At 57.8% G+C, this 23,618-nt stretch carries 19 protein-coding genes; 13 read left to right on the plus strand and 6 right to left on the minus strand.

The features are described 5' to 3' along the window. Positions 1–66: 66 nt before the first annotated feature. From GHN86_RS01680 to GHN86_RS01710, 7 genes are all read left to right on the plus strand, one after another. A complete protein-coding gene (locus GHN86_RS01680) occupies positions 67–696 on the plus strand; it encodes a LysE family translocator (protein WP_153379067.1) in 630 nt (209 codons plus the stop codon). A 118-nt stretch (positions 697–814) separates the two neighbouring features. After that, positions 815–2,836 carry a type VI secretion system tip protein TssI/VgrG gene (gene tssI / locus GHN86_RS01685; RefSeq protein ID WP_153379066.1) on the plus strand — a complete coding sequence of 674 codons (2,022 nt, stop codon included), beginning with the start codon at positions 815–817 and terminating at the stop codon, positions 2,834–2,836. Next, positions 2,833–3,681 carry a DUF4123 domain-containing protein gene (locus tag GHN86_RS01690; RefSeq protein WP_153379065.1) on the plus strand — a complete coding sequence of 283 codons (849 nt, stop codon included), beginning with the start codon at positions 2,833–2,835 and terminating at the stop codon, positions 3,679–3,681. The genes tssI and GHN86_RS01690 overlap by 4 nt, the downstream gene beginning before the upstream one ends. A gap of 97 nt (positions 3,682–3,778) precedes the next feature. Next, positions 3,779–7,012 carry a toxin VasX gene (locus tag GHN86_RS01695; RefSeq protein ID WP_228384905.1) on the plus strand — a complete coding sequence of 1,078 codons (3,234 nt, stop codon included), beginning with the start codon at positions 3,779–3,781 and terminating at the stop codon, positions 7,010–7,012. Beyond that, positions 7,009–7,968, plus strand: coding sequence for a DUF6708 domain-containing protein (locus GHN86_RS01700; RefSeq protein WP_153379064.1), 960 nt, complete (start codon positions 7,009–7,011; stop codon positions 7,966–7,968). The genes GHN86_RS01695 and GHN86_RS01700 overlap by 4 nt, the downstream gene beginning before the upstream one ends. Next, complete coding sequence (locus tag GHN86_RS01705; protein WP_153379063.1) at positions 7,965–8,906, plus strand: DUF6708 domain-containing protein; 942 nt, start codon at positions 7,965–7,967, stop codon at positions 8,904–8,906. The genes GHN86_RS01700 and GHN86_RS01705 overlap by 4 nt, the downstream gene beginning before the upstream one ends. A 104-nt stretch (positions 8,907–9,010) precedes the next feature. Next, complete coding sequence (locus GHN86_RS01710; RefSeq protein ID WP_153379062.1) at positions 9,011–10,777, plus strand: DUF1302 domain-containing protein; 1,767 nt, start codon at positions 9,011–9,013, stop codon at positions 10,775–10,777. Here GHN86_RS01710 and GHN86_RS01715 read toward each other — a convergent pair. The 5 genes from GHN86_RS01715 to GHN86_RS01735 form a co-directional block, all read right to left on the minus strand. Further along, on the minus strand, positions 10,774–11,988 hold the full coding sequence (locus GHN86_RS01715; protein ID WP_153379061.1) for an MFS transporter: 1,215 nt from the start codon (positions 11,986–11,988) through the stop codon (positions 10,774–10,776). The two genes, GHN86_RS01710 and GHN86_RS01715, sit on opposite strands and share 4 nt — an antisense overlap. A gap of 60 nt (positions 11,989–12,048) precedes the next feature. After that, a complete protein-coding gene (locus GHN86_RS01720) occupies positions 12,049–13,086 on the minus strand; it encodes a heme-dependent oxidative N-demethylase family protein (RefSeq protein WP_153379060.1) in 1,038 nt (345 codons plus the stop codon). 15 nt (positions 13,087–13,101) lie between these two features. Continuing rightward, positions 13,102–14,070 carry a PDR/VanB family oxidoreductase gene (locus GHN86_RS01725; RefSeq protein ID WP_153379059.1) on the minus strand — a complete coding sequence of 323 codons (969 nt, stop codon included), beginning with the start codon at positions 14,068–14,070 and terminating at the stop codon, positions 13,102–13,104. After that, on the minus strand, positions 14,067–14,672 hold the full coding sequence (locus tag GHN86_RS01730) for a dimethylamine monooxygenase subunit DmmA family protein (protein WP_153379058.1): 606 nt from the start codon (positions 14,670–14,672) through the stop codon (positions 14,067–14,069). The genes GHN86_RS01725 and GHN86_RS01730 overlap by 4 nt, the downstream gene beginning before the upstream one ends. A gap of 223 nt (positions 14,673–14,895) precedes the next feature. Further along, complete coding sequence (locus GHN86_RS01735; RefSeq protein WP_153386028.1) at positions 14,896–16,320, minus strand: gamma-aminobutyraldehyde dehydrogenase; 1,425 nt, start codon at positions 16,318–16,320, stop codon at positions 14,896–14,898. 244 nt (positions 16,321–16,564) lie between these two features. Here GHN86_RS01735 and GHN86_RS01740 point away from each other — a divergent pair, with 244 nt between their 5' ends. The 5 genes from GHN86_RS01740 (at position 16,565) to GHN86_RS01760 (ending at position 21,881) form a co-directional block, all read left to right on the plus strand. Then, positions 16,565–17,320: a FadR/GntR family transcriptional regulator gene (locus GHN86_RS01740; protein ID WP_153379056.1), complete on the plus strand. Its 756-nt coding sequence runs from the start codon at positions 16,565–16,567 to the stop codon at positions 17,318–17,320. Between the two features lie 97 nt (positions 17,321–17,417). Further along, on the plus strand, positions 17,418–18,167 hold the full coding sequence (locus GHN86_RS01745) for a cache domain-containing protein (RefSeq protein ID WP_153379055.1): 750 nt from the start codon (positions 17,418–17,420) through the stop codon (positions 18,165–18,167). A 310-nt stretch (positions 18,168–18,477) separates the two neighbouring features. After that, complete coding sequence (gene rbsK, locus GHN86_RS01750) at positions 18,478–19,398, plus strand: ribokinase (protein ID WP_153379054.1); 921 nt, start codon at positions 18,478–18,480, stop codon at positions 19,396–19,398. Between the two features lie 66 nt (positions 19,399–19,464). Next, positions 19,465–20,796, plus strand: coding sequence for an L-fucose:H+ symporter permease (gene fucP, locus GHN86_RS01755; protein ID WP_153379053.1), 1,332 nt, complete (start codon positions 19,465–19,467; stop codon positions 20,794–20,796). Further along, entirely contained in the window at positions 20,793–21,881 is a 1,089-nt protein-coding gene (locus GHN86_RS01760) for an aldose 1-epimerase family protein (RefSeq protein ID WP_153379052.1), read from the plus strand. The genes fucP and GHN86_RS01760 overlap by 4 nt, the downstream gene beginning before the upstream one ends. Here the strand turns inward: GHN86_RS01760 and deoR are convergent. Continuing rightward, complete coding sequence (gene deoR, locus GHN86_RS01765) at positions 21,878–22,648, minus strand: DNA-binding transcriptional repressor DeoR (RefSeq protein WP_153379051.1); 771 nt, start codon at positions 22,646–22,648, stop codon at positions 21,878–21,880. The two genes, GHN86_RS01760 and deoR, sit on opposite strands and share 4 nt — an antisense overlap. 120 nt (positions 22,649–22,768) lie before the next feature. On the opposite strand from deoR, the gene deoC reads away from it, so the two are divergent. After that, complete coding sequence (gene deoC, locus GHN86_RS01770) at positions 22,769–23,452, plus strand: deoxyribose-phosphate aldolase (protein ID WP_153379050.1); 684 nt, start codon at positions 22,769–22,771, stop codon at positions 23,450–23,452. Positions 23,453–23,618 lie beyond the last annotated feature (166 nt).

The following is a 23,618-nucleotide window of genomic DNA, read 5'->3' on the forward strand; positions in this document are numbered from 1 at the left end:
GTGCGGTCAAATGAAGGCGTAGTGTGGCGAGCCTAACAGAAGAAACAATTTGTAATGGAGCCGTGCATGTACTGGACTGAGTTTTTAACCGTCGCCCTGATCCACCTGCTGGCGGTGGCCAGCCCCGGGCCGGATTTTGCCGTGGTGGTGCGTGAAAGCGTGACCCACGGTCGACGTGCCGGGATGTTTACCGCCTTCGGTGTGGGCACGGCGATTTTTGTTCATGTGGGCTATTCGCTGTTGGGGATCGGCATCATCGTGTCGCAGTCGATTGTGCTGTTTAACGCGCTCAAATGGCTGGCCGCGGCGTACCTGCTGTACATCGGTATCAAGGCGTTGCGAGCCAAACCGGCAGACCCGGCTGCCGTGGCGCAGAGCTTGCCCGTGGGTGAGCGCACGGCGCGCGGGGCCTTCACCTCCGGTTTTGTGACCAATGGCTTGAACCCCAAGGCGACGTTGTTTTTTCTGTCGTTGTTTACCGTGGTGATCAACCCGCACACCCCGCTGTCGATTCAGGCCGGGTATGGCGTGTACCTCGCGGTGGCGACCGGGCTGTGGTTTTGCATGGTCGCGACTCTGTTCAGCCATCAGCGTGTACGCAACGGTTTTGCCCGCATGGGCCACTGGTTTGATCGCGGCATGGGCGCGGTGCTGGTGGCGCTGGGCATCAAACTGGCTTTTACCGAGATGCACTGATCAAACACGGCGACTGCTGTTTGCAAAAAGGTATTTCAGTCGCGAGTTAGAGAAGCCTCCTACATCCTCAAAAGCGTTCATCCGTTAGCGTTCTCCCCTTATTCAAGAGGAGCGATGGATGAACGCCCATCACCGTTTCAGCCTGACCGCGCAAGCCAGCCCCCACCTGTTGGAGGTGCTGGCCTTTAGCGGTGACGAAGCCATCAGCACCCCCTTTTCGTTTGACGTTGAAGTGGTGTGTGAACGCCCTGATCTGGACCTTGAAACGCTGTTGCATACGCCTGCCTTTCTGGCCTTTGACACACAGGGTCATGGCGTCCACGGGCAGATTTATAGCATTGTCAAAAGCACTTCCGGCCCACGGCTGACGCGCTATCGCCTGTCGCTTCGACCGCAATTGACCTGGCTGCTGCACCGCACCAACCACCGTATTTTTCAGAACCAGACCGTGCAACGCATCATCGAGACACTTCTCAAAGAGCACGGCATCTTCAGCAACGCCTATAGTTTCACCCTGCAATCCGCTTACGCGCCGCGTGAATACTGCGTGCAGTACGGTGAAACGGACCTGCACTTTATCCAGCGCCTGTGTTTTGAAGAAGGTATTCACTACGTCTTCCAACATTCGCCCGACGGCCATTTTTTACAATTCGGAGATGGCGAGGCGGTGTTCACTCCTTCGCCGGGGGCAACCCCTTTCAACCCCCATAACGGGATGGTGGCGGGCGAACCGTCGATTCACAGTTTTCGCGAGAAGCTGAGCATTCGAATCAACAGCACCGTATCTCGCAACTACGACTTCAAAGTTGCCAGTCGCACGCTACAGGCTGACAGCCGCGCCAATCCCCATGCACTGCCCCTTGAGGACTACACCTATCCCGGTCGTTTTACCGAGCGTGCTGACGGTGAACGGCAAACCCGGATCGCTTTGGAGCGCCATCAAGCCGATCGTCGCGAAGGGCGCGGTGACAGCGATCAGCCAAACGTTTGCAGCGGCCAGTTTCTGAGCCTGACCGAGCACCCTGACCCGGCCTTCAATGTGCCTTGGCTGCTGACCCATGTTCGCCATGAAGGCAAGCAGCCGCAGGTCTTGAAAGAGCAGGGCGGCGGTTCTGACCTTGAGCATTTAATCGATTTTACCCAAGGCTACCGTAACCGTTTTCGGGGCATTCCCGAGACCGTCACCTACCGCTCGCCTACTGTTTTCGCCAAGCCCGTGGTGGTGGGTGATCAGACGGCCCGCGTCACCGGGCCGGTTGGCGAAGACATTTATACCGATGCGTTTGGTCGGGTGCGAGTCAAGTTTCACTGGGACCGCAGCGAGGTGAACGACGAGCAAAGCAGCTGCTGGGTGCGCGTCGCCTCCAGTTGGGCGGGCGATTCCTATGGCGCCGTGATCACCCCAAGGGTGGGCATGGAAGTGATGATCAGCTATCTGGAAGGGGATGTTGACCGACCCGTCGTGACGGGTTGCCTGGCGTCGAGCCTCACCCCGACGCCCCTCACCCTACCCGAAGAAAACACCCAGAGCGTATTGCGCAGCCGCAGTACGCCGAGCGGTAGTGGCCACAACGAGTTGCGCCTGGAAGACCGCAAAGGTCAGGAACTGATCTATCTGCTCGCCCAGCGAAACCTGCAACAACACATCGAACACGACAGTCACCTGCACGTTGAAGGCAAGCGTGAGGAAACCATCAAAGGCAACAGCCGGGTGGTGCTCGATGGCGAGGATCACCAGACCGTCACCGGCGACCGCAAAACGATGCTCAACGCCAGTGATTTTCAGGACACTGCGCTCAACAGTCATACCCGAGTGGGGGCGGTGTGGACGGTCGAGGCGGGAGAACATATCCACCTCAATGCGGGGGCCATGATGACCCTCGACGGCGGCGCCAGCCTGAGCCTCCAGGCGGGCGGCCAACACCTGCTGCTGACGCCTGCCGGGATAATGAGCAGTACGCCGATTGAACTCGGCGGGGTGCCCATACCCGGCGTGCCGGTGCTGTCGGCGCTGGCCGGGTCGGTGGGGGTGATGACGGCGCTGGCGTTAAAAGCCCAACAACAGGCCTTCACCCAAGCCATCGCCAAACGCGCGCCGGTGTGCCTCGTCTGCCAGTCACTTGAGGAGCGCCAGCCATGATGCGCGCCTACCTGTTGCTCGACAGCCATCAAATAGCCGGTCTACATGCGCAGTTGTATGAACTGGCGCCCACCGCCACCCCTCACGCGCTGTACCTGATGACGGCATACGCGGCGATGGCTTCCTTTGGCCCGGTAGTGGTCGGCGTCGAACCCGGCACCCCGCTGGCCACAGCATTCCTCACGCATTGGCAGGACAAGGCGGGCATCTGGCTGGAGTCCGACGCGCCTGAAACGGAGCTGATTGCGCATTTACGCAGCCTGATTCATGTGCAACTGGACGCAGAGGTCAGCGCGTTCTTCCGTTTTTACGACCCTGTGATCACACGCTTGTGGCTGCACGATCTACCGGCGGCGGAGCGTGACCAGTTGATGGGCCCCGTGCGGGTGATCCGGTTGCCGGAGGCTGATGGCAGCACGCTGCAGATCAGTCAGCAAAACCCTGATCAGCCGACGGCTCGCTATGGGCCAACCCCTTGGTTGAAGCTGAGCGCGTCAACCCTTGAACGCCTCTGTGTAGCTCAGCGCAGTCAGTTTTCGCAGCACCTTGTCGACCACGCTCAGCGCTATTTCCCTCACTGCCTGCACGACCTCAATACACGACAGCAGCAGGCGTGGGCCTTGGCGTGCCAGGCCAGCGCAGCGCGACAAGGCTACAGCGCAGAAGACGAAGTGATGCTTTGGGCGAGTCTGTACGCCACCTATGGCGACGACTTTCCGCAGGGCGAGGGTCAGGAGATCTATCGCAACTTGCTGGCTGAACAAGGCGTCACCCCCCGCCAACGTCTTGACCGCGCACTGGACGAATTGATCCTGAGCGCCATTGCGAGAGAACTCGACCTATGAGCGGCCTTAAACCTCTGCAAACCGTCACCCAACTGGCAGAAGCCCGACGCGCTGCTGCTGCGTGCGAGCATCTCGACATCCACAGCACCGTCCAGCAATGCCCGGCCAGCCAAGGGCACTCTTTGTCGTGCCGGTGCGCTATGCCCTCAGCGAAGAACCTGCGAACCACGCCGCTTTCCAGCCGGGGGTTATCACTCAAAGTCACCCCATGGCGGCGCGTACGCTGCGGGTCGGGTTTGTCTACGTGTGGCAAGGCAATGGGCCATTACAGCGGTATGCCGTGGCGGAAAATGCCCTGTTGCGCCAACAGGATTTGGACGAGGAAGACACGGTCGTGGTCGTGGGCACCTTGAGCGGTATTGCATTGGACAAGCACCAGTCGGCGTGGATGCTGTACAGCGAAATCCCGCTCAATCCTCAGCATTGTGAGCACCTGAACGACCCAGAGTTTCGCGACAAGCGTATGCGCTGCCTCGACCTGCGAAACGTCGCCAACTCCCTGCATGCGCCCCATTGCGTGCCCTTGCAAGACGCGGCACAGGTCATCGGCGAGTTGATACCCAAGACCTACAACCTGAGCTTGGCTATGGATTTTCAGCGCAACCAAGCGGCCTACCGTAAAGGAGCGGATGAGCTGGGTGAGCAGGTCTTCAAAAAGCCCACCCCGGTCATAATCAAGGCCTACACCGATGCCCTGCGTTGGGTGAATGAACGAGAGCAAGTAGCGGCGAACCATCCGCCGTTTTCCGAAGACGCTACACCGCCGGGAGAATGGAGTGCCCAGACGTGGGCACCCACCGCCAGCCAAACGCTGATGGAAACCGCTCACGAACAATCCAGCGGTTTATACAGCGTGCTGGCCTGCCTCGATGACGACCTTGGCGTGCTTCGCGACATCAATCACGAACAGGAATTGGTCGAGTCCCGCCATGAACAGTGGCAAACCGATAACAACCTGCGCCTGAGCATTGGCGGGTTTGTGAGGAGTTTGATTACAGAGGACGGTGCAGAACTATCAGGACAGCTCAACTACCGCTACCGGGAGCATAACCTCGTACTCACCGAAGATCAGGGCAAGGCCATGCTGGCGGCCCATCACCGACTCGACGAGCTGTTCAAGGAAGAAAGCAACATAAATCAAGCGCGGGGAGGGTACTACAGCCACAAACAGGCCAATGCTTTGCTACACAAAGTGCATGCAGAAGTTAAGGCGACAGTGGCCCCGTTGCGCAGTTTTATCCCGCCTCAATTGCACACCGAAATAGAAGCGGTGGTGCGTGATTATCGCGATGATAAAATCGCCAACCTCGAAAATCGCCATGCCAGCGATAAAGTTGAGGAATACATCGACTTGTCGGCGATGAATACCTGGCTCGACACCACGGCCCCAGCGCACTTTTCACACACGCAGCAACGCCACGAAAGCCTGTTTTCTGACCGTGGCCTTTACTTGCAGCGTCATCACAGCGCGACCTGGCAAGTCGATTACAACGACCCCGACCACACCCACTGGCTGGACACACTGGCCGTGGCCTGCCTCAGTGGCCAATGCATCCGCGCCCAGGGTGCCGAGCAATACGCCGACTATGTGCGCAGTGCCGATGAAGGCGCGTTGCGCCAGTTGTTCTATAGCTGGAGCCCGACTCTCGAAGCGGCCGTTAACAGCAATACCCGCGCAAGCGAGTTGATCGCTGCCTTGGCGCTGGAAAATCAGGCCAATGCCAAGCAGGCCATTATCAAGGTCATGGGAGTGTTGAACGAGTCAAGTGTCACCCGCCTTGGTGTTCGTGCCGAAGATGCCCAAGGCAGTTGGGCAACGTTGGTCAAACGGTTGGGAGGCGCGTTGATGCTGCTTAAAGGCGAACACGCCAATGCGCCCGGTGGCACCTGGCTGGCCATACTGGTGGCGGCTCGGTTGGGAAGTGGCGTCGGGTTGCGTGCGGTCAAGGAAGGTGCGCTGCGGACATGGGAACTGTTTGGCAAAGCCGGGGAAGATATAACCCAATGGGCCAAAAAAACCGGTGATGCCATAGGGGTAGGTCAGGTGTCAAAAATCCTTAACTCCCCGGCGGTGAAGGGCAGCGGAGGGTTGGTGGCCTTGTCGGCGTTATTGCTCAATAGCTGGAATGCCAAGAATTATCTGTCGCAGGCAGGAGCATTGGAGGGGATGGACCGGCAGCGGATTAATGACACGGTATCTGCGACCTTGTATGCAGGGGCTGCATTAGTGGCGGTTATAGATAATCAGATGAGGAGTAAGGTTGCTGATAGGGTGTTTGCAGTTAAATTTTCGAGTACTAAATTATCCAGTTTTCCTGCGCTCACTCTTTTCGGAGCATTGATTGGAGGAATATCATCAATTGCTGCACTTAATGAATTTTATTCTCTCCAGCAGCAATTAGAAAATGCACATGGCAGTATAGATGTTTGGCTAGACCTGCGATATCACATAGTAGGAGGCCAAATAGCGGCTTGTGGAGCTCAGGCATTATTAGGGATCTACTATACAGCGCGCGCAGTTGCTGGGGCGATGACAACTCAAGCTGCCATTGCCGCTTATGCATTGTGGATGGGGCCACTCAACTTATTTGTCGCTGTATTGGGTGTGTTGTATTTAGTTGCATGGTACTTCCAGCAAACTCCCATGCAAAAATTTCTCAACTCGTGTTGTTGGTCCAAGGCCCGCGCAAGCGATCTAAGCCCCATTACATTGGAGAACCGGCAAGATGAACTAAACAGGCTATACGGTATTCTCTACACTCCGAGAGTCAGCTTTAAAGGGCGTGATGAACCCGTTGGCGCCAATAGCTATGTGGGAATGAAGTTCACCACCTTTATCGATTCGCTGACCATTGATTTACCAGGGGCGGAACCCGGTAATGCGCACCTCGAAATCGCCATGATTGGCAATCCGGTGGATTCGCCAGCGATGTGGGCGCGTATCAAAAATGGTGAAGGTCGCCTGCGTGCGGAAGAACCCATGCAAACCCTGGGTGATTTGTGGATAAAGCACAGCCGTTGTGAATGGATACCCTATACCCAAGGCCAAGGGTTACGTTTGACAGGCTCTTTCTTGAAAGTCGTGCCGGGTGTTTTTGTATCGCAGCCTTCAATAGTGTCTTTGCGGTTGCGCTATCGCACGCCGTTGACATCCCTGCTGGGGGCACTCAGCTATGTCGGTGGCGAACGAGGTGTAGCCTTTACAGTGAGCAGTTCTTCAGGCGTGGTTGAAATACGCAACGATCCTACTCCAGAACTGGATAGAGCGCCCAACTATGTTCTAGGCAATCAAGAGTTTTCGGTACTCTGGCAGCGGGGGTCTAAGAAATGAGTTCTCCTGCGGCTGGAACAATCAAAAAAGGCGTCTTTTCTCAACAGGAATACTTGGCTCCATTGCCCACTCCGACTGGGCAGAAGCCAGTTGATATGGTCAACATGATTTGGCGCAAGAATGATGTTTATTTGGATGTGGGAAATATAAATATAGGTGGCGCTGTAGCGGTTATATGGTTTATGTCAGTTTTTTATATTGGGTTCTATATGCTTTTCAAAACAATTGATCCGCGGGTCAGTAGTTTTGTCCTGTGGAGTGGTCTAATTATTGTCGGTATCCCTGCACTTATATTTATATACAGCCTGGTCCGCCCAACTCCATTACCGATCCGCTTTAATCGCCAGCGCCGCGAAGTCTGCGTCCCCCGAGAAGATGGTGCATATTGGATCGTACCTTGGGAAACAGTCACCGCAGCAGCGACCCAGCACTCCTCAGTCAATCAGGCAGGCAAAACAACTTCGGGAATGTTGTTTATCAGCTTTGACAACCCCGACCCGCTAGCGCCCGAAGCCAATAAGCACTGGATGTGGGGGTTTAACTGCGGCGGCAATGAAGCCTCTATGTCGACATGGGAGTGCATACGCAATTATATGGAAATTGGGCTGCATGTTTTACCGCAAAGTAATGACTACGAAAAAAGTCGCGCCAGTCTTAAAGGGCGGCGCCTGTTATGGGGAACTTGCTGTGCTTCTGTCGAGGGTATTTGGCTGCACATACGAAAAGGTGAATTATGGGAAGCAACTTATTTGATGTTGTGCATTTTCCTGTTCGGCGCCCCTCTTATTTTTATGCTGCAAACATGGAAACTCTCACCTCCACCCACCTTGGATTACCCAGAGATCATCGAATGGTCAAAACCCCTGCCCCCAGAGCAATGGGCCAAGCGTTCAGATGCGTTGGAAGCCGCCATCATCCAGCGCGAAGCCGAATTGCTTGCGAGAGCACAGTCATGAATATAGAAGCAGCGGGCACTACAAAAAAGAATCTACTGTCGCAGCAGGATTACTTGGCTCCTTTGCCAATACCTACGGGCGAGAAACCGGTTGATATGGTGAACATGATTTGGCGCAAGAATGATGTTTATTTGGATATAGGAAATTTTAATGTTGCTGGCGGGGTAGCTACAATCTGGTGCATGTCATGGTTGTTTGTATCTATAAACTTAATTCTCTTCGATCCTTTTATGATTATGGCAGGGCTTATTATTGTAGGGGTTCCTGCACTTGTATTCGTTTACAACTTGGCTCGCCCAACCCCGTTACCGATCCGCTTTAATCGCCAGCGCCGCGAAGTCTGCGTCCCCCGAGAAGATGGCGAGTATTGGATCGTACCTTGGGAAACAGTCACCGCCGCAGCGACCCAGCACTCATCAGTTAGTCAGGCAGGCAAAACGACTTCGGGCATGCTGTTTATTAGCTTTGACAATCCCGACCCGCTAGCGCCCCAAGACAATAAGCACTGGATGTGGGGGTTTAACTGCGGTGGCAATGAAGCCTCGATGTCGACGTGGGAATGCATACGCAGTTATATGGAAATTGGGCCGCATGTTTTACCGGAAAGTAATGACTTCGAAAAAAGTCGCGCCAGTCTTAAAGGGCGGGGCCTGTTATGGGGAACTTGCTGTGCCTATGCCGAGAGTTTTTGGCTGCACCTACGCAAAGGTGAATTATGGGAAGCAACCTATTTGGTTCTGTGCATTTTCCTGTTTGGCGGCCCCCTCATCTTTATGCTGCAAACCTGGAAACTCTCGCCCCCACCCACATTGGACTACCCCGAGATCATCGAATGGTCTAAACCCCTGCCCCCTGAGCAATGGGCCAAGCGATCCCCTGAGCTTGAGCGCGCAATCATTCAGCGCGAAGCAGAATTGGCAGCACGTCCCGGCTCTTGAATAAAACCTGAAGTCCCTGACGAGCAGGCAGGCTGCGATCTTGTCTATTTCTGAGTTTGCTTCATCCTTGCGGGCTAATTGTGCGTGCCCACGGAGATGTGTCGATGTCCTCAGTCAATCGGTTTTGGCGCCGAGCCAAGCTGCCACTGGCAGTCAGCCTCGTTTCGACCTTTGCCGGGCCTGCCTGGGGTTTGAGTTTCAATATCGGTGAAGTCGAGGCCCAGCTCGATTCGGAGCTGTCCATCGGCGCCAGTTGGTCCACCGCCAAGGCGGATCACAACCTGATCGGCGCCAATAATGGCGGCAAGGGGCAGTCGCAAATCTCCGATGACGGGCGGTTGAACTTCAAGCGCGGCGAAACCTTCTCCAAGCTGTTCACCGGTATGCACGCGCTGGAGTTGAAGTACGGCGACAGCGGTGTGTATGTGCGGGGCAAGTATTGGTACGACTTCGAGCTGCAAGACGACAGCCGTCCCTTCAAGCCGATCAGCGACCGTGGCCGTAAAGCCTCCGCGCAATCGGCGGGCGCTCAGTGGCTCGACGCTTTTGTGTATCACAATTACGCCATTGCCGATCAGCCCGGGGCCGTGCGTTTGGGCAAGCAAGTGGTCAATTGGGGCGAGGCCGCGTTTATCGGCGGCGGGATCAATGCGATCAACCCCACCGATGTGTCGGCTTATCGCCGTCCGGGTACGGAGTACAAAGACGGGCTGGTGCCGGTCAATCTGTTTTATCTGTCGCAAAACCTCACCGACAACCTCTCTGCCGAAGCCTTTTATCAACTGGATTGGGAACAGTCCGAGACGGACAACTGCGGCACGTTTTTCTCGCAGTCAGACGTGATGGCGGACGGCTGTAGCGGCAATTATCGGGTGATGAGTAAACGTTCGGCACTGGACGTGGCGCAGTTGTCTGCCCTGACGTCGGCAGGTGTCGAGGTCAACGAGGAGGGTGTATTGGTGCGCCGTGGCGCGGACCGTGATGCGCGCAACGGCGGGCAGTTTGGTGTGGCCATGCATTACGTGTTCGAGCCTTTGGACACTGAGTTCGGCGCCTTCTTTATGAACTATCACAGCCGCGACCCTATTCTCAGCGGGCAGGCGGCGTCACAGTCGGCTTATAACACCGCAGCCGGGGCGGGCGCGCTGGCGCCGATGATAGTGGCGGGCAATTCCAGCTATTACGTCGAATACCCCGAAGACATTCGGTTATACGGGTTGAGCTTCGCCACGACGTTATCCACAGGTACGCGCTGGAAAGGCGAGTTGAGTTATCGGCCCAATGCGCCGGTGCAGCTCAACAGCAATGATCTGCTCTACGCCAATGTCACGTTGCTGCCGGGGCTGGCGGATGCCTCCCCCTTGAGCGTGACCCCCGGTGCGGACATACAAGGGTTTCGGCGCAAGGAGGTCAGCCAGTTTCAGACCTCGCTGGCGCACACCTTCGACAATGGCATGGGCGCAGACCGTTTGACCCTGACAGGCGAAGTGGGCGTGACTCATGTGGCCGGGCTGGAAGGGACTTCCGCTGTGCGTTACGGGCGTGATCCGGTGTTTGGTTCGGCGGGCAATGACGGGTTTACCACGGCCAATTCCTGGGGTTATCGCGCCCGTGCCGTGTGGGAATACAACCATGTGTATCCCGGTCTGCGTCTCAAGCCCAACCTGGCGTGGTCCCATGATGTCAGCGGTTATTCGCCCGGCCCGGAAAACACCTTTGAAGAAGGCCGCAAGGCGGTCAGCGTGGGCGTTGATGCCGACTACCAGAACACCTACACCAGCAGTCTGTCGTACACCAATTTCTTTGGTGGGCGGTACAGCACACTCAGCGACCGCGACTTTATGGCGCTGAGTGTGGGCATCAAGTTTTAAACCGCCGGTTGAGGTGCCAGACCGAGGTTGGGTGACGCCTGTTCACGACGAATGCTGTTCAGCGGCACAATCACCAGCAGCAAGGTCAGTAGCACGGTGACGGCGATGCCCCACGCGGCCAGGGTCAAGCCGCCGAGGGAAATCAGCCCGCCGGAAATGGCCGGGCCAACGGCCAGACCCAGGCTCAGGAAGCTGCTGGCGGCAGCGACCACACGGCCTTCGCGATCCAGCGCGGCGGCCAGTGCCGTGAGGTAGCTCAAGGCATAGAAGTAGGTGATGCAGATGGTCATCACGCCGACGGTGTAGAGCATTTTCGAGTGCTCGCCCAGCACGTAGCTCAGGCTGGTGCCGCCGGTCAGCAGGATGGCCAGAATCACTGGAGTGCTGAGGCCAAAGCGCTTGCCGATCAATGCCGCCAACAGCGGGCCGATCAAGCCAACAAAGGACTGGAAGGACAGCAGAATGCCGACTTCTTCGCCGCTGTAGCCGACCATCGTGCCGATGCGCTCGACAAAAGCCCAGCCCATGGTGTCGCGGGCCTGAAACACAAACATGGCGAGCATCATGCAAATGGCGGGCAGGCTCAGCAGCACATTGCCCGCAGGTTTGAGGCTGTGCAGGCGTGGTTCGATCAGCTCCTTCGGCGCGTGCTGAGGCATAAACGGAATGGCCAGCAGCATCACTGCCATAGTGCCCGCCATGGCGTAATACAGCCCCGGCAGGCCGTAGGCGGCCATGACCTTGGCGTAACCGAGCATCACCACAATCATCAGCAGCACCGACAGCACGTTCATGTGCCCGGCAATCCGGTCAGGTTGTTTGGCGCTGGCGACGCACGCGTTGCCGCAGGCCAAGGCCAGACCGGCACCGATACCGGCAATACAGCGCACGGCTGCAAGCGCGTAAAGGTCAGTCATGCTGGCGCTGATCAGGTTGGCGACGATGGCCAGTACGGTGCCCGCAATGGCCAGCGTGCGGCGCGGCGCACGGCCCATAAACGGGGCGACCAGCAAGGACGCCAGCATGGTGAAGATAAATTCGGCCGACATCAGGATGCCGGCGTGGGCCTCATTCAAATCGAGGTCATGGATGATCGCACTGATCAAAAAGGGCAGCGCCCACAGGCCAAGCAGACCGACGCCGTAGGCCGAACCTGCGGCGGAGAACACCAGACTCCAGCTCTCGGGCAGGACGTTTTGTATTGTTTTCATGGGGTGATCCCTGGGATTAGAAAAAAGCGCGCCTGAACAGGCGCGCTACAGGCTCAAACGTTATTGCTGGCTTTCGTCCACTGGCGTGCCGTCGTCGTACTGCGACAGCCACGTCACCATGGCATCGCGGTAACGGGTGAAGCCTTTGTAGTCCACCAGTTCCTGATCCAGATCGCGGATCACCCGGTGCATGCGTTTGGCCCATTGCGGGGCGAACTCGGCCAATTGCGCGAGGCTCACCAGATAGGTGCGCACCGGGAACAACACGGCGTTGCTGCGCGGCAGGCGGTGCAGCGGTTGCAGTTCGACCCGCAGGTTGACCAGTTCACCGGCGTTTTCGGCGGTTACGATGGTGCGATCAGGCGCCCAGTCCGGCAAGGTTTCGGCCGAGGTTTCAAGGCGCGGATTCACCGTGATCGACCAGTTGGTGCGGCGCACTGGGTGACCGGGTTGCAGGCGCAGCAGGAACTTCAAGGCGCGTTGCAGGATGCCCATTTCATGCAGTTTTGGCACCGGGCCATGAAACTCCATAAAGCTCATGCCCAGATTGAAACGCAACGAGTAGTCCGCTCGCTGAGTGGCCATGCCTGCACCCATGATCAGGGTTTCGTCGCGTTCTTCGAGCAGGATGAATTCGCCCTGGGCCTGACGGGTGATGTACTCCATTGGCTCCATCGGCAAGGTGCTGGTGTCACCGAAGGTGAAGGTCTGGTTGATTTGCAGCGGGCGGTTGATCCAGTGCCACTGGCTGCCGTTCTTCTCCAGCGTGAAGTGCTCGGGGAAGTCGCGCGAGTACGACTCCATCAGCAACTCCAGCAAATCCCACTGGGCTTCCATCATGTGCGGCAACGCGGCGTAGTGAACACCGGGTTCGTTCTCCAGCGTCTGGGCGCGGTGATGGCATTCGGAGATGTAATGTTCGTCGATGTCGAACTGGGCGCGCAGGGCGCCTTCGCCGAACGGCACATGGGGTTCGACGTTCATCGAGTACATGTACTGGTCTTCCGGGTACGGGAAGGGCAGGCGCGTGATCGCCTCGCGGCTGTTGCAGTAGGTGTAGTCGCCGGAGTAGGTTTCGATTGGCTTGAAAGCAGTCATCTTTTTGTTCCTGAATTAGAGGTCAACGACCAGACGGCTACACGTGGCGCGAGATACGCACGGCATGAATTTGCGCTGGCTGAGTTTGTCTTCTTCGCTGAGCCAGTCATCGCGATGGTCCAGTTCGCCTTCCAGCTCCAGCACTTCGGTTTCGCAGTAACCGCAGGCACCGCCACGGCACAGGTACGGCACGGCGTAACCGGCCTGTTCGGCCGCTTCCAGCAGCGATTGATCGGGCGGCACTTCCAGCGTCACGCCTTGGCGCGCCAGGGTGACGGTGAACGGCTGACCATTGGAGCCTTGTTCGACGAAGCGCTCGAAGTGCACATGGCTGTCGGTCCAGCCCAGTGCGCGGGCGCTGGCCAGTGTGTCGTCGATCATGCTGTCGGGGCCGCACGCATACACGTGGCTGCCCAATGGGCGGTCGGCGAGGATCTGGCGAATGTTCATGCGTGGGCCTTCGCCCGGCACATACAGCGTGACCTTGTCGCCGTAGCGCGCTTTTAATTCGTGGCCCAGTGCCGTGTGCTCCGGGCCACGCACCGCCAGATGCAGTTCGAAATCGGCCTGTTTAAGCAGCAGTTCTTCGAGCTGCGAATAGACCGGGGTGATGCCCACCCCGCCCGCGATAAACACATGCTGGCGCGCATGTTTGGCCAGCGGGAACAGGTTGGCCGGTTGCAGGATCTGGATCAGGTCGCCTTCGTTCAACTGGTCATGCAGGTAGCGCGAACCGCCGCGACCTTCGCTGACCCGGCGTACAGCGATCTGGTAGGCGCTGGAGTCATAGGGCGAGTTCATCAGCGAGTAGGCATTGCGCAGGGTTTTCTCGCCTTTGGGCACCAGCACCACCACATGGCTGCCACCGGAAAACGCCGGCAGGTGTTTGCCCTCCGGGTCGACTAACGTGAAGCGGGTGATTTCCGGGGTCATGGCTTCAATGCGAGCCACCCGTACGCTAAGGGTTCCGTTATGGGTACTCATGTGTCCAGCTCCTCGGCAGGGGGCAGTTCGCCCGGTACTTCGCCATCGGCCTTGATGCCCTGAAACGCCGCCAGACGGCGTGAATAATGATCACGTACCACCAGATTGAGCTGGCAGCCGGGGCAGGTGAACAGGCGTTGAGTGACGTTTTCGGTGTAGGTGTCGCAGTGCACGCACCAGACACGGCGCACCAGAGTGCCGCTGTGTTCGCGCAACACTTCGTCGCGGTTCAGGTCCACCGCGTTGGCGGCTTGCATCGCCGTGCCGATGAAGCTCTCCGAACCGCTGAGGTACAGGCGGGTGCCCATATGTGCGTTGCCCAGCCAAGTGTGCAAGGCTTTGAGCAGCGCCTGATTGCTGGCAAACACATGCAGATCGTCAGCGGCACAGTGTTGCAGCGCGCTGAGGTGGTTGTGCCCGGAAAACGATTCGGTGGAGTAGAGCAGCGTGCAGTTCTGGCGCTGGCTCGGAGTCATTTCTTCAATCAGCCGTAGCATGGCCGTGCCGCCGCTGCCCTGACCTGCGATCAGGTGGCGCAGGCCGCCCGTCATGGGGTGCAGCACGTCATAGACGGGGCGGCTTTTAATGCCGGTGATAAGCATGGTTACACACCTCTTGATACGTTACCGCCACGGTGCCGTTCGGTAACAAAGGACGGCCGATTCAGCTTCATGGGAACTACAAAGCAGAACCTATGCCATATTTCATCTTGTTTTATATGTTTTAACTTTTAGGCTCACGATTGGCCGTTTTGTCCGGGCACGGCGGTCAATCAGCGCCCCTAAAAGGTGCGTTAACGGGCCGCGTGCTCGTATCAGGTGCGAATCAGTGTTTGAACATCACATGGCGTACGCAGGTGTAGTCTTCCAGCCCGTACATGGACATGTCCTTGCCGTAGCCGGAGTGTTTCATGCCGCCGTGGGGCATTTCGCTGACGAGCATGAAGTGCGTATTCACCCAGGTGCAGCCGTATTGCAGGCGCGAGGCTAGGCGGTTGGCGCGGCCCACATCCTGTGTCCAGACCGAAGAGGCCAGGCCGTAATCCGAGTCGTTGGCGTAGGCCAGAGCTTGGGCTTCGTCCGTAAACGAGGTGATCGTCACCACGGGGCCAAAGACTTCGCGCTGCACGATTTCATCATCCTGGCGTGCGTCGGCCAGCACCGTAGGCTCAAAGAAAAAGCCCGGCCCTTCGACGCGGTTGCCGCCGGTGATGACGCGGATATGCGGCTGCGCCTTGGCCCGCTCGACAAAGCCTGCGACCCGTTCCAGATGATCGCGGGTAATCAACGGGCCGAGTTCGGTGTCAGGATCGTCCTGCAAACCGTGGCGAATGCTGGCCACGGCTATCCCCAGTTTTTCAACGAATTGCGCGTAAACCCCTTCTTGCACATACAGGCGGCAGGCGGCGGTGCAGTCTTGCCCTGCGTTGTAAAAGCCGAACGCACGGATGCCTTCGACGGCGGCGTCGATGTCGGCATCGTTAAAAATCAGCACGGGCGCTTTGCCGCCCAATTCCATATGGGTGCGTTTTACGCTGCTGGCGGTGGCGCCGATGATGCGCGCGCCGGTGGCCACTGAACCGGTGAGGGACACCAGTCGCACCTTGGGGTGAGTGACCAGTGGCTCGCCAACGCTTGGCCCGCGGCCAAACAGAATGTTGACCACGCCTGCGGGGAACAACTCGGCAATGATTTCAGCCAGCTTCAAGGCGCTGAGCGGGGTTTGTTCTGACGGCTTGAGCACCACGCAGTTACCGGCGGCCAGTGCCGGTGCAAGCTTCCAGGCGACCATCATCAGCGGGTAATTCCAGGGTGCGATGGAGGCCACAACGCCCAGTGGGTCACGGCGAATCATCGAGGTGTGCCCCGGCAGATATTCCCCTCCCGCCGAACCGGACATGCAGCGGCTGGCGCCGGCGAAGAAGCGAAACACATCCGCAATGGCGGGGATTTCGTCATTCAGGGCAGCCTGATAGGGCTTGCCGCAGTTGAGCGACTCCAGACGGGCCAGTGTTTGTGCCTGTTCCTCGATGCGGTCGGCCAGTTTGAGCAACAGCTGTGCGCGATCCTTGGGCGGGGTTTGTGCCCAGCCCTCAAAGGCTTTGTCGGCGGCGAGGACAGCGGCCTCGACCTGGCGTGTGCTGGCTTCGGCAATGTCCACCAGCACGGTGCCCAGCGACGGGTTGTAAACGGGTTGGCAAGTGCCTTCGCCGTCGACCAGTCGGCCGTTGATCAGAAGTTTGGTTTGCATGGCGTATCCCTTGGTCAGCGTGCGGGTGGAGAGTTGCAAAGAGGAAAAGATGCCCATGGCGACGCAGGCGGCACCTTAAACATATGAAAACATATCTTAAAGATTGTGGCGTGCGCAAGCTGTGCTGATATTTCACCTGTCAGGGGGTAAGTAATCGCTATAAGATACGAATCCGAACCTTTAAATGCCTCTTTGCCCCACAAGGGCGGCAGTCACCCTGCAAGACGAGGAATGTGGAGAACCGATGAGTGCCCTGAATACAGCCCGCAGCACCGCCTTTATCCGGTTACGCCAGGAAGGCCGTACCGATGAGGTCGCGAGACGGCTGGTGGAAGCGATTGAACTGGGTTTGTTCGCCGAAGGGCAGCAACTGCCCAGCGAGAGTGAGCTTGCACTGCAACTGGGGGTCGCGACCGTCACCTTGCGTGAAGCCCTTGTGGTGCTGCGCCAGCGCGGTTTGATTGAAACCCGGCGCGGGCGCAACGGCGGCAGTTTTGTCTGTGCGCCGGTGGAGTTGCCCGAAGCCCTGTTGTTGCAGCGTCTCAAAGACATTAGCGGCCCGGACTTGCGTGATTTGGGCGATGAACACATGGCCATATCCGGTACCGCGGCCCGCTTGGCCGCGCAGCGCAGCTCGCCCGAGCAACATGCCCGCATCGCTCAGCATATCGACGCCTTGCACAGTGCTCAGACGCGGCAGGCACGGCACCGGGCAGATGCACGCTTTCACATTGAAGTGGCTGCCGCCGCGCAATCCTTGAGGCTGACCAACGCCGAAATGCGCCTGCAATCAGAAGTGGGCGAGCTGCTGTGGTTGGATGCAATTGGCGGCAAGGACGTGTCGTTGGTTGAACAGGAGCACCGGGCGATCCTGCAAGCGATGGTCAATAACGACGTGGTATTGGCCGGTGCGCTGGCCGAGGCGCATGTCATGCGTGGCATCAAACGCCTGATCGGCTTGCGTCTGGAACTGCTGGCCGAAGGTGATGAAACTGCGTGAAGCTGGCGTGGTAATTGCGTGAATGTTCAGAGAGAGCTGTCAGAAACACCGCCGTAACCCATAAAAAGAAAGCCCAAAACCTGCGTGAGGTAATGCCATGTTCGCCGCGAGTGAGAATGCTCCCCTTGGTGCCTGTATTCAGCAGCTCAACAGCACACTGGAGACGATCTTCAGTCAGGTTCGCCAACTGGTGGACGAGACTCGCAGCCTCTGGGCGCGAGTCCTGGAGGAAGGTCGTCAACCCACGGCCAAAGACCTGGCCACACTGCGCCCCGGCATAGACCGGCAACTGCTGGCCACCGGCGCATTCGGCTGTGGGGGCGGAGTGATTCTTGAACCGCGTTGTCTGGCGGATCGCGAGATGCACCTGGAATGGTGGTATTTGGCGGATGGCGGTAAAACCATGCCCTTGCGCCCGAACTTCGACCAGCGCCGCGAGAATTTTTACGACTACACCGCCATGCCCTGGTTCAGTCGCCCGCGCAGCACGGGGTCAAGTTGTGTAGAAGGCCCTTACGTCGACCTCTACGGAACCAATATGTACGTGTTGACCTTCACCATGCCGATTGTGGTCGACGGTCGATTTATCGGCGTGGCGGGGCTGGATTTATCGCTGCACAATGTCGAGCGTCTGTTGATTCGCAGTTTGATGCGACTTGAGCACGAAGCCGTATTGATCGCCGTGGATGGCCGCGTGATCGCGTCCAACAGTCCTAACTGGATGGTCGGTGATCTGGCCACAAAACTGTTGCAGCCCCTGCCCGAACAAGGCGAGCGTCTGGCCTTGGCCGAGCCGGAAGCCGGCTGGTCGCTGGTGCGCCTGCCGGCCTTGCGAAAGGTGGCTTGATTCGCGTAGCAGTTGCCGAAGGCGACGTCCGATTGCGCAGCGATCGTAAATTCGGAGAACGAGGGGTGTCTATTGGAACGCGCGGCCCGCGTTTACGACGACTGCGTCGTCGGACGTAGCCTTCGGCAACTGCTACGAGGTTTGTTTCCCCCCCCCAATGGGCCAGACAGTGATGTCTGGCCCATTTTTGATTGTGCGCTTTGTCGTGTGCGCAATAAAAAGATTGAATAGTCACAGTAAATGTTATTTAAATAACAAAAATAATAGCGCCGACGATTACTGAATCGAGGCGTTCACAAGGTAATCATTCATGAACAAGATCGCGGTCATTGGCAGCAACATGGTGGATTTGATCACCTATATCGACCGGATGCCTGAGCAGGGCGAAACCCTTGAAGCCCCCGGCTTTGCCATGGGCTGTGGCGGCAAGGGGGCCAATCAGGCCGTTGCCGCTGCCAAATTGGGCGCTGACGTGCTGATGCTGAGCAAAGTCGGCGACGATATGTTCGCTGACAACACCCTGGCCAATTTCAAACGCTTTGGCATTGATACCCGCTATGTCGAACGGGTGCCGGGTGTGTCCAGCGGTGTGGCACCGATTTTTGTGAAGTGCGATTCGCACAACAGCATTCTGATCATCAAAGGCGCCAACGCTCACCTCAAGCCAGCAGATATTGATGCCGCACAAAGCGATTTGCGCGACTGCAAGCTGATCGTTCTGCAACTCGAAATCGACCTCGACACCGTTTACTACGCCATCGACTTTGCCAAGCGTAACGGCATTCAAGTGCTGCTCAATCCTGCGCCTGCGGTGGCGGGTTTGAGCCACGCACACTTGTCGCAGCTGGATTTTTTTATCCCCAACGAAACCGAGCTGGCACTGATCACCGGCCTGCCGGTAGACGGGCCGCAATCAGCACTCATTGCTGCGCGTCAGTTGGTTGAAGAGGGCATACGTCACGTGATTGTCACCCTGGGTGCCAACGGCGCGTTGTATGTGGGCGAGGAGGGCGAGTTTCAGGTCGACGGCCTTAACGTCGCCGCGCGTGACACCACAGGTGCGGGCGATGCCTTTATTGGTTGCTTCGCCCATCACTGGAGCCAGGACGGTGACATCCGCCGCGCCATGACCTTGGCCGTGGCGTATTCCGCGTTTTCGGTCACGGGCCTGGGCACGCAAACCTCCTACCCGGACGCGGCCCCGTTCGCGCAGTTTTTAGCCTCACTTTAAGCCGCTGCGTGAAGCCCTGCACTGACAAGGGCGCACGCGGCATCCCGCAGATCACGGAGAACAATAATGACAAAATCCGCGCTCCAACAAACCCCGGATGGCTTCTACCTCAACCGTACGCCGTGGTTCGCGTTCCTGCTGTTGTGCAGCATTTTTGCCATGTGGGCAGCGGCTGCGGGCATGAACGATGTGCTGATCGCGCACTTCAAAAAGGCTTTCTTGCTCAGCGATTTTGAAACCGCTTTCGTGCAGTCAGCGTTTTATCTGGGCTACTTCTTTCTGGCGATTCCGGCAGCGATGGTGGTCAAACGCTTCAGCTACAAAACCACCATTTTGATCGGGCTGCTGCTGTACATGGGCGGCTGCCTGCTGTTCTTCCCGGCGGCGGCCACGGCAAAATACGGCATGTTCCTGTTGGCGCTGTTTGTGATTGCCGCGGGCCTGTCGTTTCTCGAAACCGCCTGCAACACCTACTCCACACTGATGGGGCCACGGGAAACCGGTACGCGTCGTCTGAATATTTCCCAGACCTTCCACCCGTTCGGCGCGATGGCCGGGGTGTATGTCGGCAGCTTCGTGATGTTCAAGGACACGGACGCCACTCACGAGCAATTGACGCAAATGAGCGCCTCGGACGCGGCGGTTGAGCAGTTGCAAATGATTCAGTCCACCTTGCTGCCCTACAAGTGGATGATCGCCGTACTGTTGCTGATGTTTATCCTGATCGCCATCACCAAATTTCCGGCGTGCAAAGGCATTGTCAAAGACCGCGTGAAAACCAGCAGCCTGGGCCAAAGCCTGTCGCGGTTGTGGCGAAACCCGCGCTTCACCTTCGGTGTGCTGGCGCAGTTTTTGTACGTCGGCGCGCAGGTGGGGGTGTGGAGCTTCACTATTCGGCTGGCCATGCAAATGGGCGGCATGAACGAGCGCAGTGCCTCGTGGTTTTTGATCACCACCTTCGCTGCGTATTTCGTGGGCAAGCTGATTGCCAACTTCATGATGCGCAAAATGCACCCGGCCAAAGTGCTTGCCATTTATGGCGTGCTGACCATCGTGCTGCTGGCCTACACCATTCTGGTGCCCAATATCACGGCGGTGTACGCCGCAGTGGGCGTGAGTATTTTCCTGGGTCCGTGCTGGCCGACCATCTACGGCCTGAGCATTGATGGTCTGGGCGAAGACACGGGGGTTGGCGGTTCCCTGTTGGTGATGAGCATCGTCGGCGGTGGTGTGATTCCGATCTTTCAGGGCCTGTTGTCTGACGCCACCCACGGCAACATGCAGTTGGCCTACAGCGTGCCCTTGGTGTGCTTCGTGGTGATCGTTGCCTACGCGCTCAAATGCATGCGTGATGCCCGCACAGAAACGTTGCCGGTCGGCGCAGTGGTGGCCTCATGAATTCGTCGCCGAAGAAAGTCACGTTGGCGTTGTATCCCGAGCAGTTCAGTGGCGCAGAAAAAACGCTTCTGGAATCGGCTGATTTTCGCGTACTGGCCTGGACCTATCCTTCGGGTGTGAAAGCGTTGGCGCTGGAAAACAATCGTGGCCGTGTTGTGGTGCTGCCGTATCAGGGGCAGATGGTGTGGTCGGCAGTGTTCGACGGTTGCAATCTGACCATGGGCAATATGTTCAGCCAGCCTCGGCCCAGCCCTACCGTGCTGGGCACGTACGGCTGTTTTATGTTTCACAGCGGCGTGCTGCGCAACGGCTGCCCGTCCCCGCAGGACGACCATCCGATCCACGGCGAAATGCCCTGCGCGCCGATGGATCGAGCCTGGCTCGAAGTGGGGGAGGATGCAAAGGGTGTGTTTCTGCGGGTGGGCGGTGAGTACGAGTACGTTCAAGGCTTTGGCGACCACTATCGCGCGTGCCCCAGCGTCACGTTGCGGGCGGGCACGGCGCTGTTCGATATCGGCATGGACGTGAGCAATCTTGCCGGCAAGCCGATGGACCTGATGTACATGGCGCACATGAATTACGCCTATGTGGAGCAGGGCCAATTCGTCGAGCCGTTGGGGGTTGCACGTGCGCGCATGCGCAGCAGTGTGCCGGCCCATGTAAAGCCCACGCCTGCGTGGTCGGCCTATATGGCTGACTTGACCGAAGCGCCTGAGCGCTTGTCGACGCTGGACAGCCCCAGCCTGTACGACCCGGAAATCGTGTGTTTTTTCGATGGCGTGAAGGCTGACGCCAACGGTGATGCGCACTTTGTGCTCAAGCATCCGCACGGGGAGGCTTTTTACACGCGCTACAAGCCCGAGCAGTTTGAACACGCGGCGCGCTGGGTTCTGCATAACCCTGATCAACAGGTTGCGGCATTCGTACTGCCCGCCACCTGCGAACCGGAAGGGTATTTGGCTGAAAAGGCCAAGGGCCATGTACGCACGCTGGACGCCGGGCAGCGCGCGGTATTCAGCGTGACCACGGGCTACGTGTCGGCGGCCGAAATGCGCCGACTGGAAGCGCAGTGGGCGGAGGGTTAAATCACCACCTTGGCCCCGTTTGCTTGAATCAGATCGCGGTAGGTCTTGGGCAGTTTCTTGTCCGAGACCACCACGTGAAATTGTTCCAGCGTCGCGAAGTGCGCTGTTTTGACGGCATCGAATTTGGTGTGGTCGGCCAGCAGCATGCAGTGTTGGGCTTGGCGCAAGACCTTCTGTTTGACCTCAACTTCGTTGAAGTTAAAACAGGTCACGCCCAGGGTTTGGCTGACGCCTGCGGCTGATACGAAGGCCCAGGTCAGGCGGACGCTGTCGAGGATGCTGCTTTCATCGCGGTGTTCGAATACCTGATTTTTTCGGTGAAAAGTGCCGCCACACAACACGATGCTGCAATTGGGTTTTTGTTGAAGCTTGAGCAAGACGTTGAGCGAATTGCACACTGCCGTGAACTCCAGATCGTCGGGAATGAAGTCCACGACAAAAGGCACGGTGGTGCCGCAATCGAAGAACACGGTGTCGCCGGGCTGGATAAAGGCCGCAGCGAGCTTACCGATTCGGCGCTTTTCTTCGACGTGCCGTGTGCCTTGTTCCGCGAGCTTGTATTCCGCCGTTTCGCTGGGATCGAACGCCAGGGTGATATGACCGCCCAACAGGTGAAATTTGTCCGGGTAGCGGCCCAGATCGCGGCGCAGCGTCATTTCCGAAACGTCCAGCAAGGCGGCCATTTCCCGTAAATGAATGGCCTTCTGATCCTGCAGCGCTTGTTGGATCAGTTTGATGCGATCTGATTTTTTACGGTCCACAGGCATTCCGACAGTCGATTAATTGTGGTAAAAAAGTAACATAAATTGTTAAATTAGAAACATAACAGGTTTGGCTTGGGGCGTTGATGCGCTCACAGGTCATGGCTCATAAAAGGATCTGAAGCAATGATCAAGATTGAACCCGCAGCACTGGCCCAGTATATCGATCACACGCTGCTGGCCGCTGATGCTTCACGCGAACAGATCGCCACATTGTGCCGGGAAGCGCAGGCGCATGGGTTTTATTCCGTGTGCGTCAATTCTGGTCAAGTGCCTTACGCGGCGCAATTGCTGGAAGGCGAGAAGGTCAAGGTGTGTGCCGTGGTGGGCTTCCCGCTGGGTGCTGGTTTAACCGCCAGCAAAGCCTTTGAGGCCGCGCAGGCGATTGCCGCTGGCGCGGGTGAAATCGATATGGTGCTCAATATCGGCGCACTCAAAGAAGGGTTGCTGGAGGTTGTGCGCGATGACATTGACGCCGTGAAACAGGCCTGTGGCACCGTGCCGCTGAAAGTCATTCTGGAAACCTGTTTGCTCGATGACGATCAGAAAACCCGCGCTTGTGAAATCTGCCGCGAGTTGAACGTGGCTTTTGTCAAAACCTCCACAGGTTTCAGCCGCAGCGGGGCAACGGTTGAAGACGTGGCGCTGATGCGTCGGGTGGTGGGAGCTGAAATCGGCGTCAAGGCTTCGGGCGGCGTACGCGACTACGCAACAGCAGTGGCGATGATTGAAGCGGGGGCTACGCGGTTGGGCACCAGTTCGGGCATTGCCATTGTGACGGGCGCTCAGGCCACAGGTTCGGGCTACTGAGGGCGAGCTGATCTTTCTGGCGGGGGCGTTTAAAGGCAGCTTGATTTGTGGGCTGACGATCCGGCAGCTATCGTAACGGCCTAAAGCGTTCGTGGAATTTTTACCGTTGGTCGTGTTCCAACGCTCCACAGAAGTCTAACGCCCATGTTTTTGCCCCCAGAAAGAT

This window comes from Pseudomonas helleri, assembly GCF_009600315.1.
GTDB classification, from domain to species: Bacteria; Pseudomonadota; Gammaproteobacteria; order Pseudomonadales; family Pseudomonadaceae; genus Aquipseudomonas; species Aquipseudomonas helleri_A.

Excerpts from the sequence above, each read along its gene's own strand:
- GHN86_RS01680 (WP_153379067.1), top strand. The coding sequence starts at position 67 with ATGTACTGGACTGAGTTTTTAACCGTCGCCCTGATCCACCTGCTGGCG.
- tssI (WP_153379066.1), top strand. The coding sequence starts at position 815 with ATGAACGCCCATCACCGTTTCAGCCTGACCGCGCAAGCCAGCCCCCAC.
- GHN86_RS01690 (WP_153379065.1), top strand. The coding sequence starts at position 2,833 with ATGATGCGCGCCTACCTGTTGCTCGACAGCCATCAAATAGCCGGTCTA.
- GHN86_RS01695 (WP_228384905.1), top strand. The coding sequence starts at position 3,779 with ATGCCCGGCCAGCCAAGGGCACTCTTTGTCGTGCCGGTGCGCTATGCC.
- GHN86_RS01700 (WP_153379064.1), top strand. The coding sequence starts at position 7,009 with ATGAGTTCTCCTGCGGCTGGAACAATCAAAAAAGGCGTCTTTTCTCAA.
- GHN86_RS01705 (WP_153379063.1), top strand. The coding sequence starts at position 7,965 with ATGAATATAGAAGCAGCGGGCACTACAAAAAAGAATCTACTGTCGCAG.
- GHN86_RS01710 (WP_153379062.1), top strand. The coding sequence starts at position 9,011 with ATGTCCTCAGTCAATCGGTTTTGGCGCCGAGCCAAGCTGCCACTGGCA.
- GHN86_RS01715 (WP_153379061.1), bottom strand. The coding sequence starts at position 11,988 with ATGAAAACAATACAAAACGTCCTGCCCGAGAGCTGGAGTCTGGTGTTC.
- GHN86_RS01720 (WP_153379060.1), bottom strand. The coding sequence starts at position 13,086 with ATGACTGCTTTCAAGCCAATCGAAACCTACTCCGGCGACTACACCTAC.
- GHN86_RS01725 (WP_153379059.1), bottom strand. The coding sequence starts at position 14,070 with ATGAGTACCCATAACGGAACCCTTAGCGTACGGGTGGCTCGCATTGAA.
- GHN86_RS01730 (WP_153379058.1), bottom strand. The coding sequence starts at position 14,672 with ATGCTTATCACCGGCATTAAAAGCCGCCCCGTCTATGACGTGCTGCAC.
- GHN86_RS01735 (WP_153386028.1), bottom strand. The coding sequence starts at position 16,320 with ATGCAAACCAAACTTCTGATCAACGGCCGACTGGTCGACGGCGAAGGC.
- GHN86_RS01740 (WP_153379056.1), top strand. The coding sequence starts at position 16,565 with ATGAGTGCCCTGAATACAGCCCGCAGCACCGCCTTTATCCGGTTACGC.
- GHN86_RS01745 (WP_153379055.1), top strand. The coding sequence starts at position 17,418 with ATGTTCGCCGCGAGTGAGAATGCTCCCCTTGGTGCCTGTATTCAGCAG.
- rbsK (WP_153379054.1), top strand. The coding sequence starts at position 18,478 with ATGAACAAGATCGCGGTCATTGGCAGCAACATGGTGGATTTGATCACC.
- fucP (WP_153379053.1), top strand. The coding sequence starts at position 19,465 with ATGACAAAATCCGCGCTCCAACAAACCCCGGATGGCTTCTACCTCAAC.
- GHN86_RS01760 (WP_153379052.1), top strand. The coding sequence starts at position 20,793 with ATGAATTCGTCGCCGAAGAAAGTCACGTTGGCGTTGTATCCCGAGCAG.
- deoR (WP_153379051.1), bottom strand. The coding sequence starts at position 22,648 with ATGCCTGTGGACCGTAAAAAATCAGATCGCATCAAACTGATCCAACAA.
- deoC (WP_153379050.1), top strand. The coding sequence starts at position 22,769 with ATGATCAAGATTGAACCCGCAGCACTGGCCCAGTATATCGATCACACG.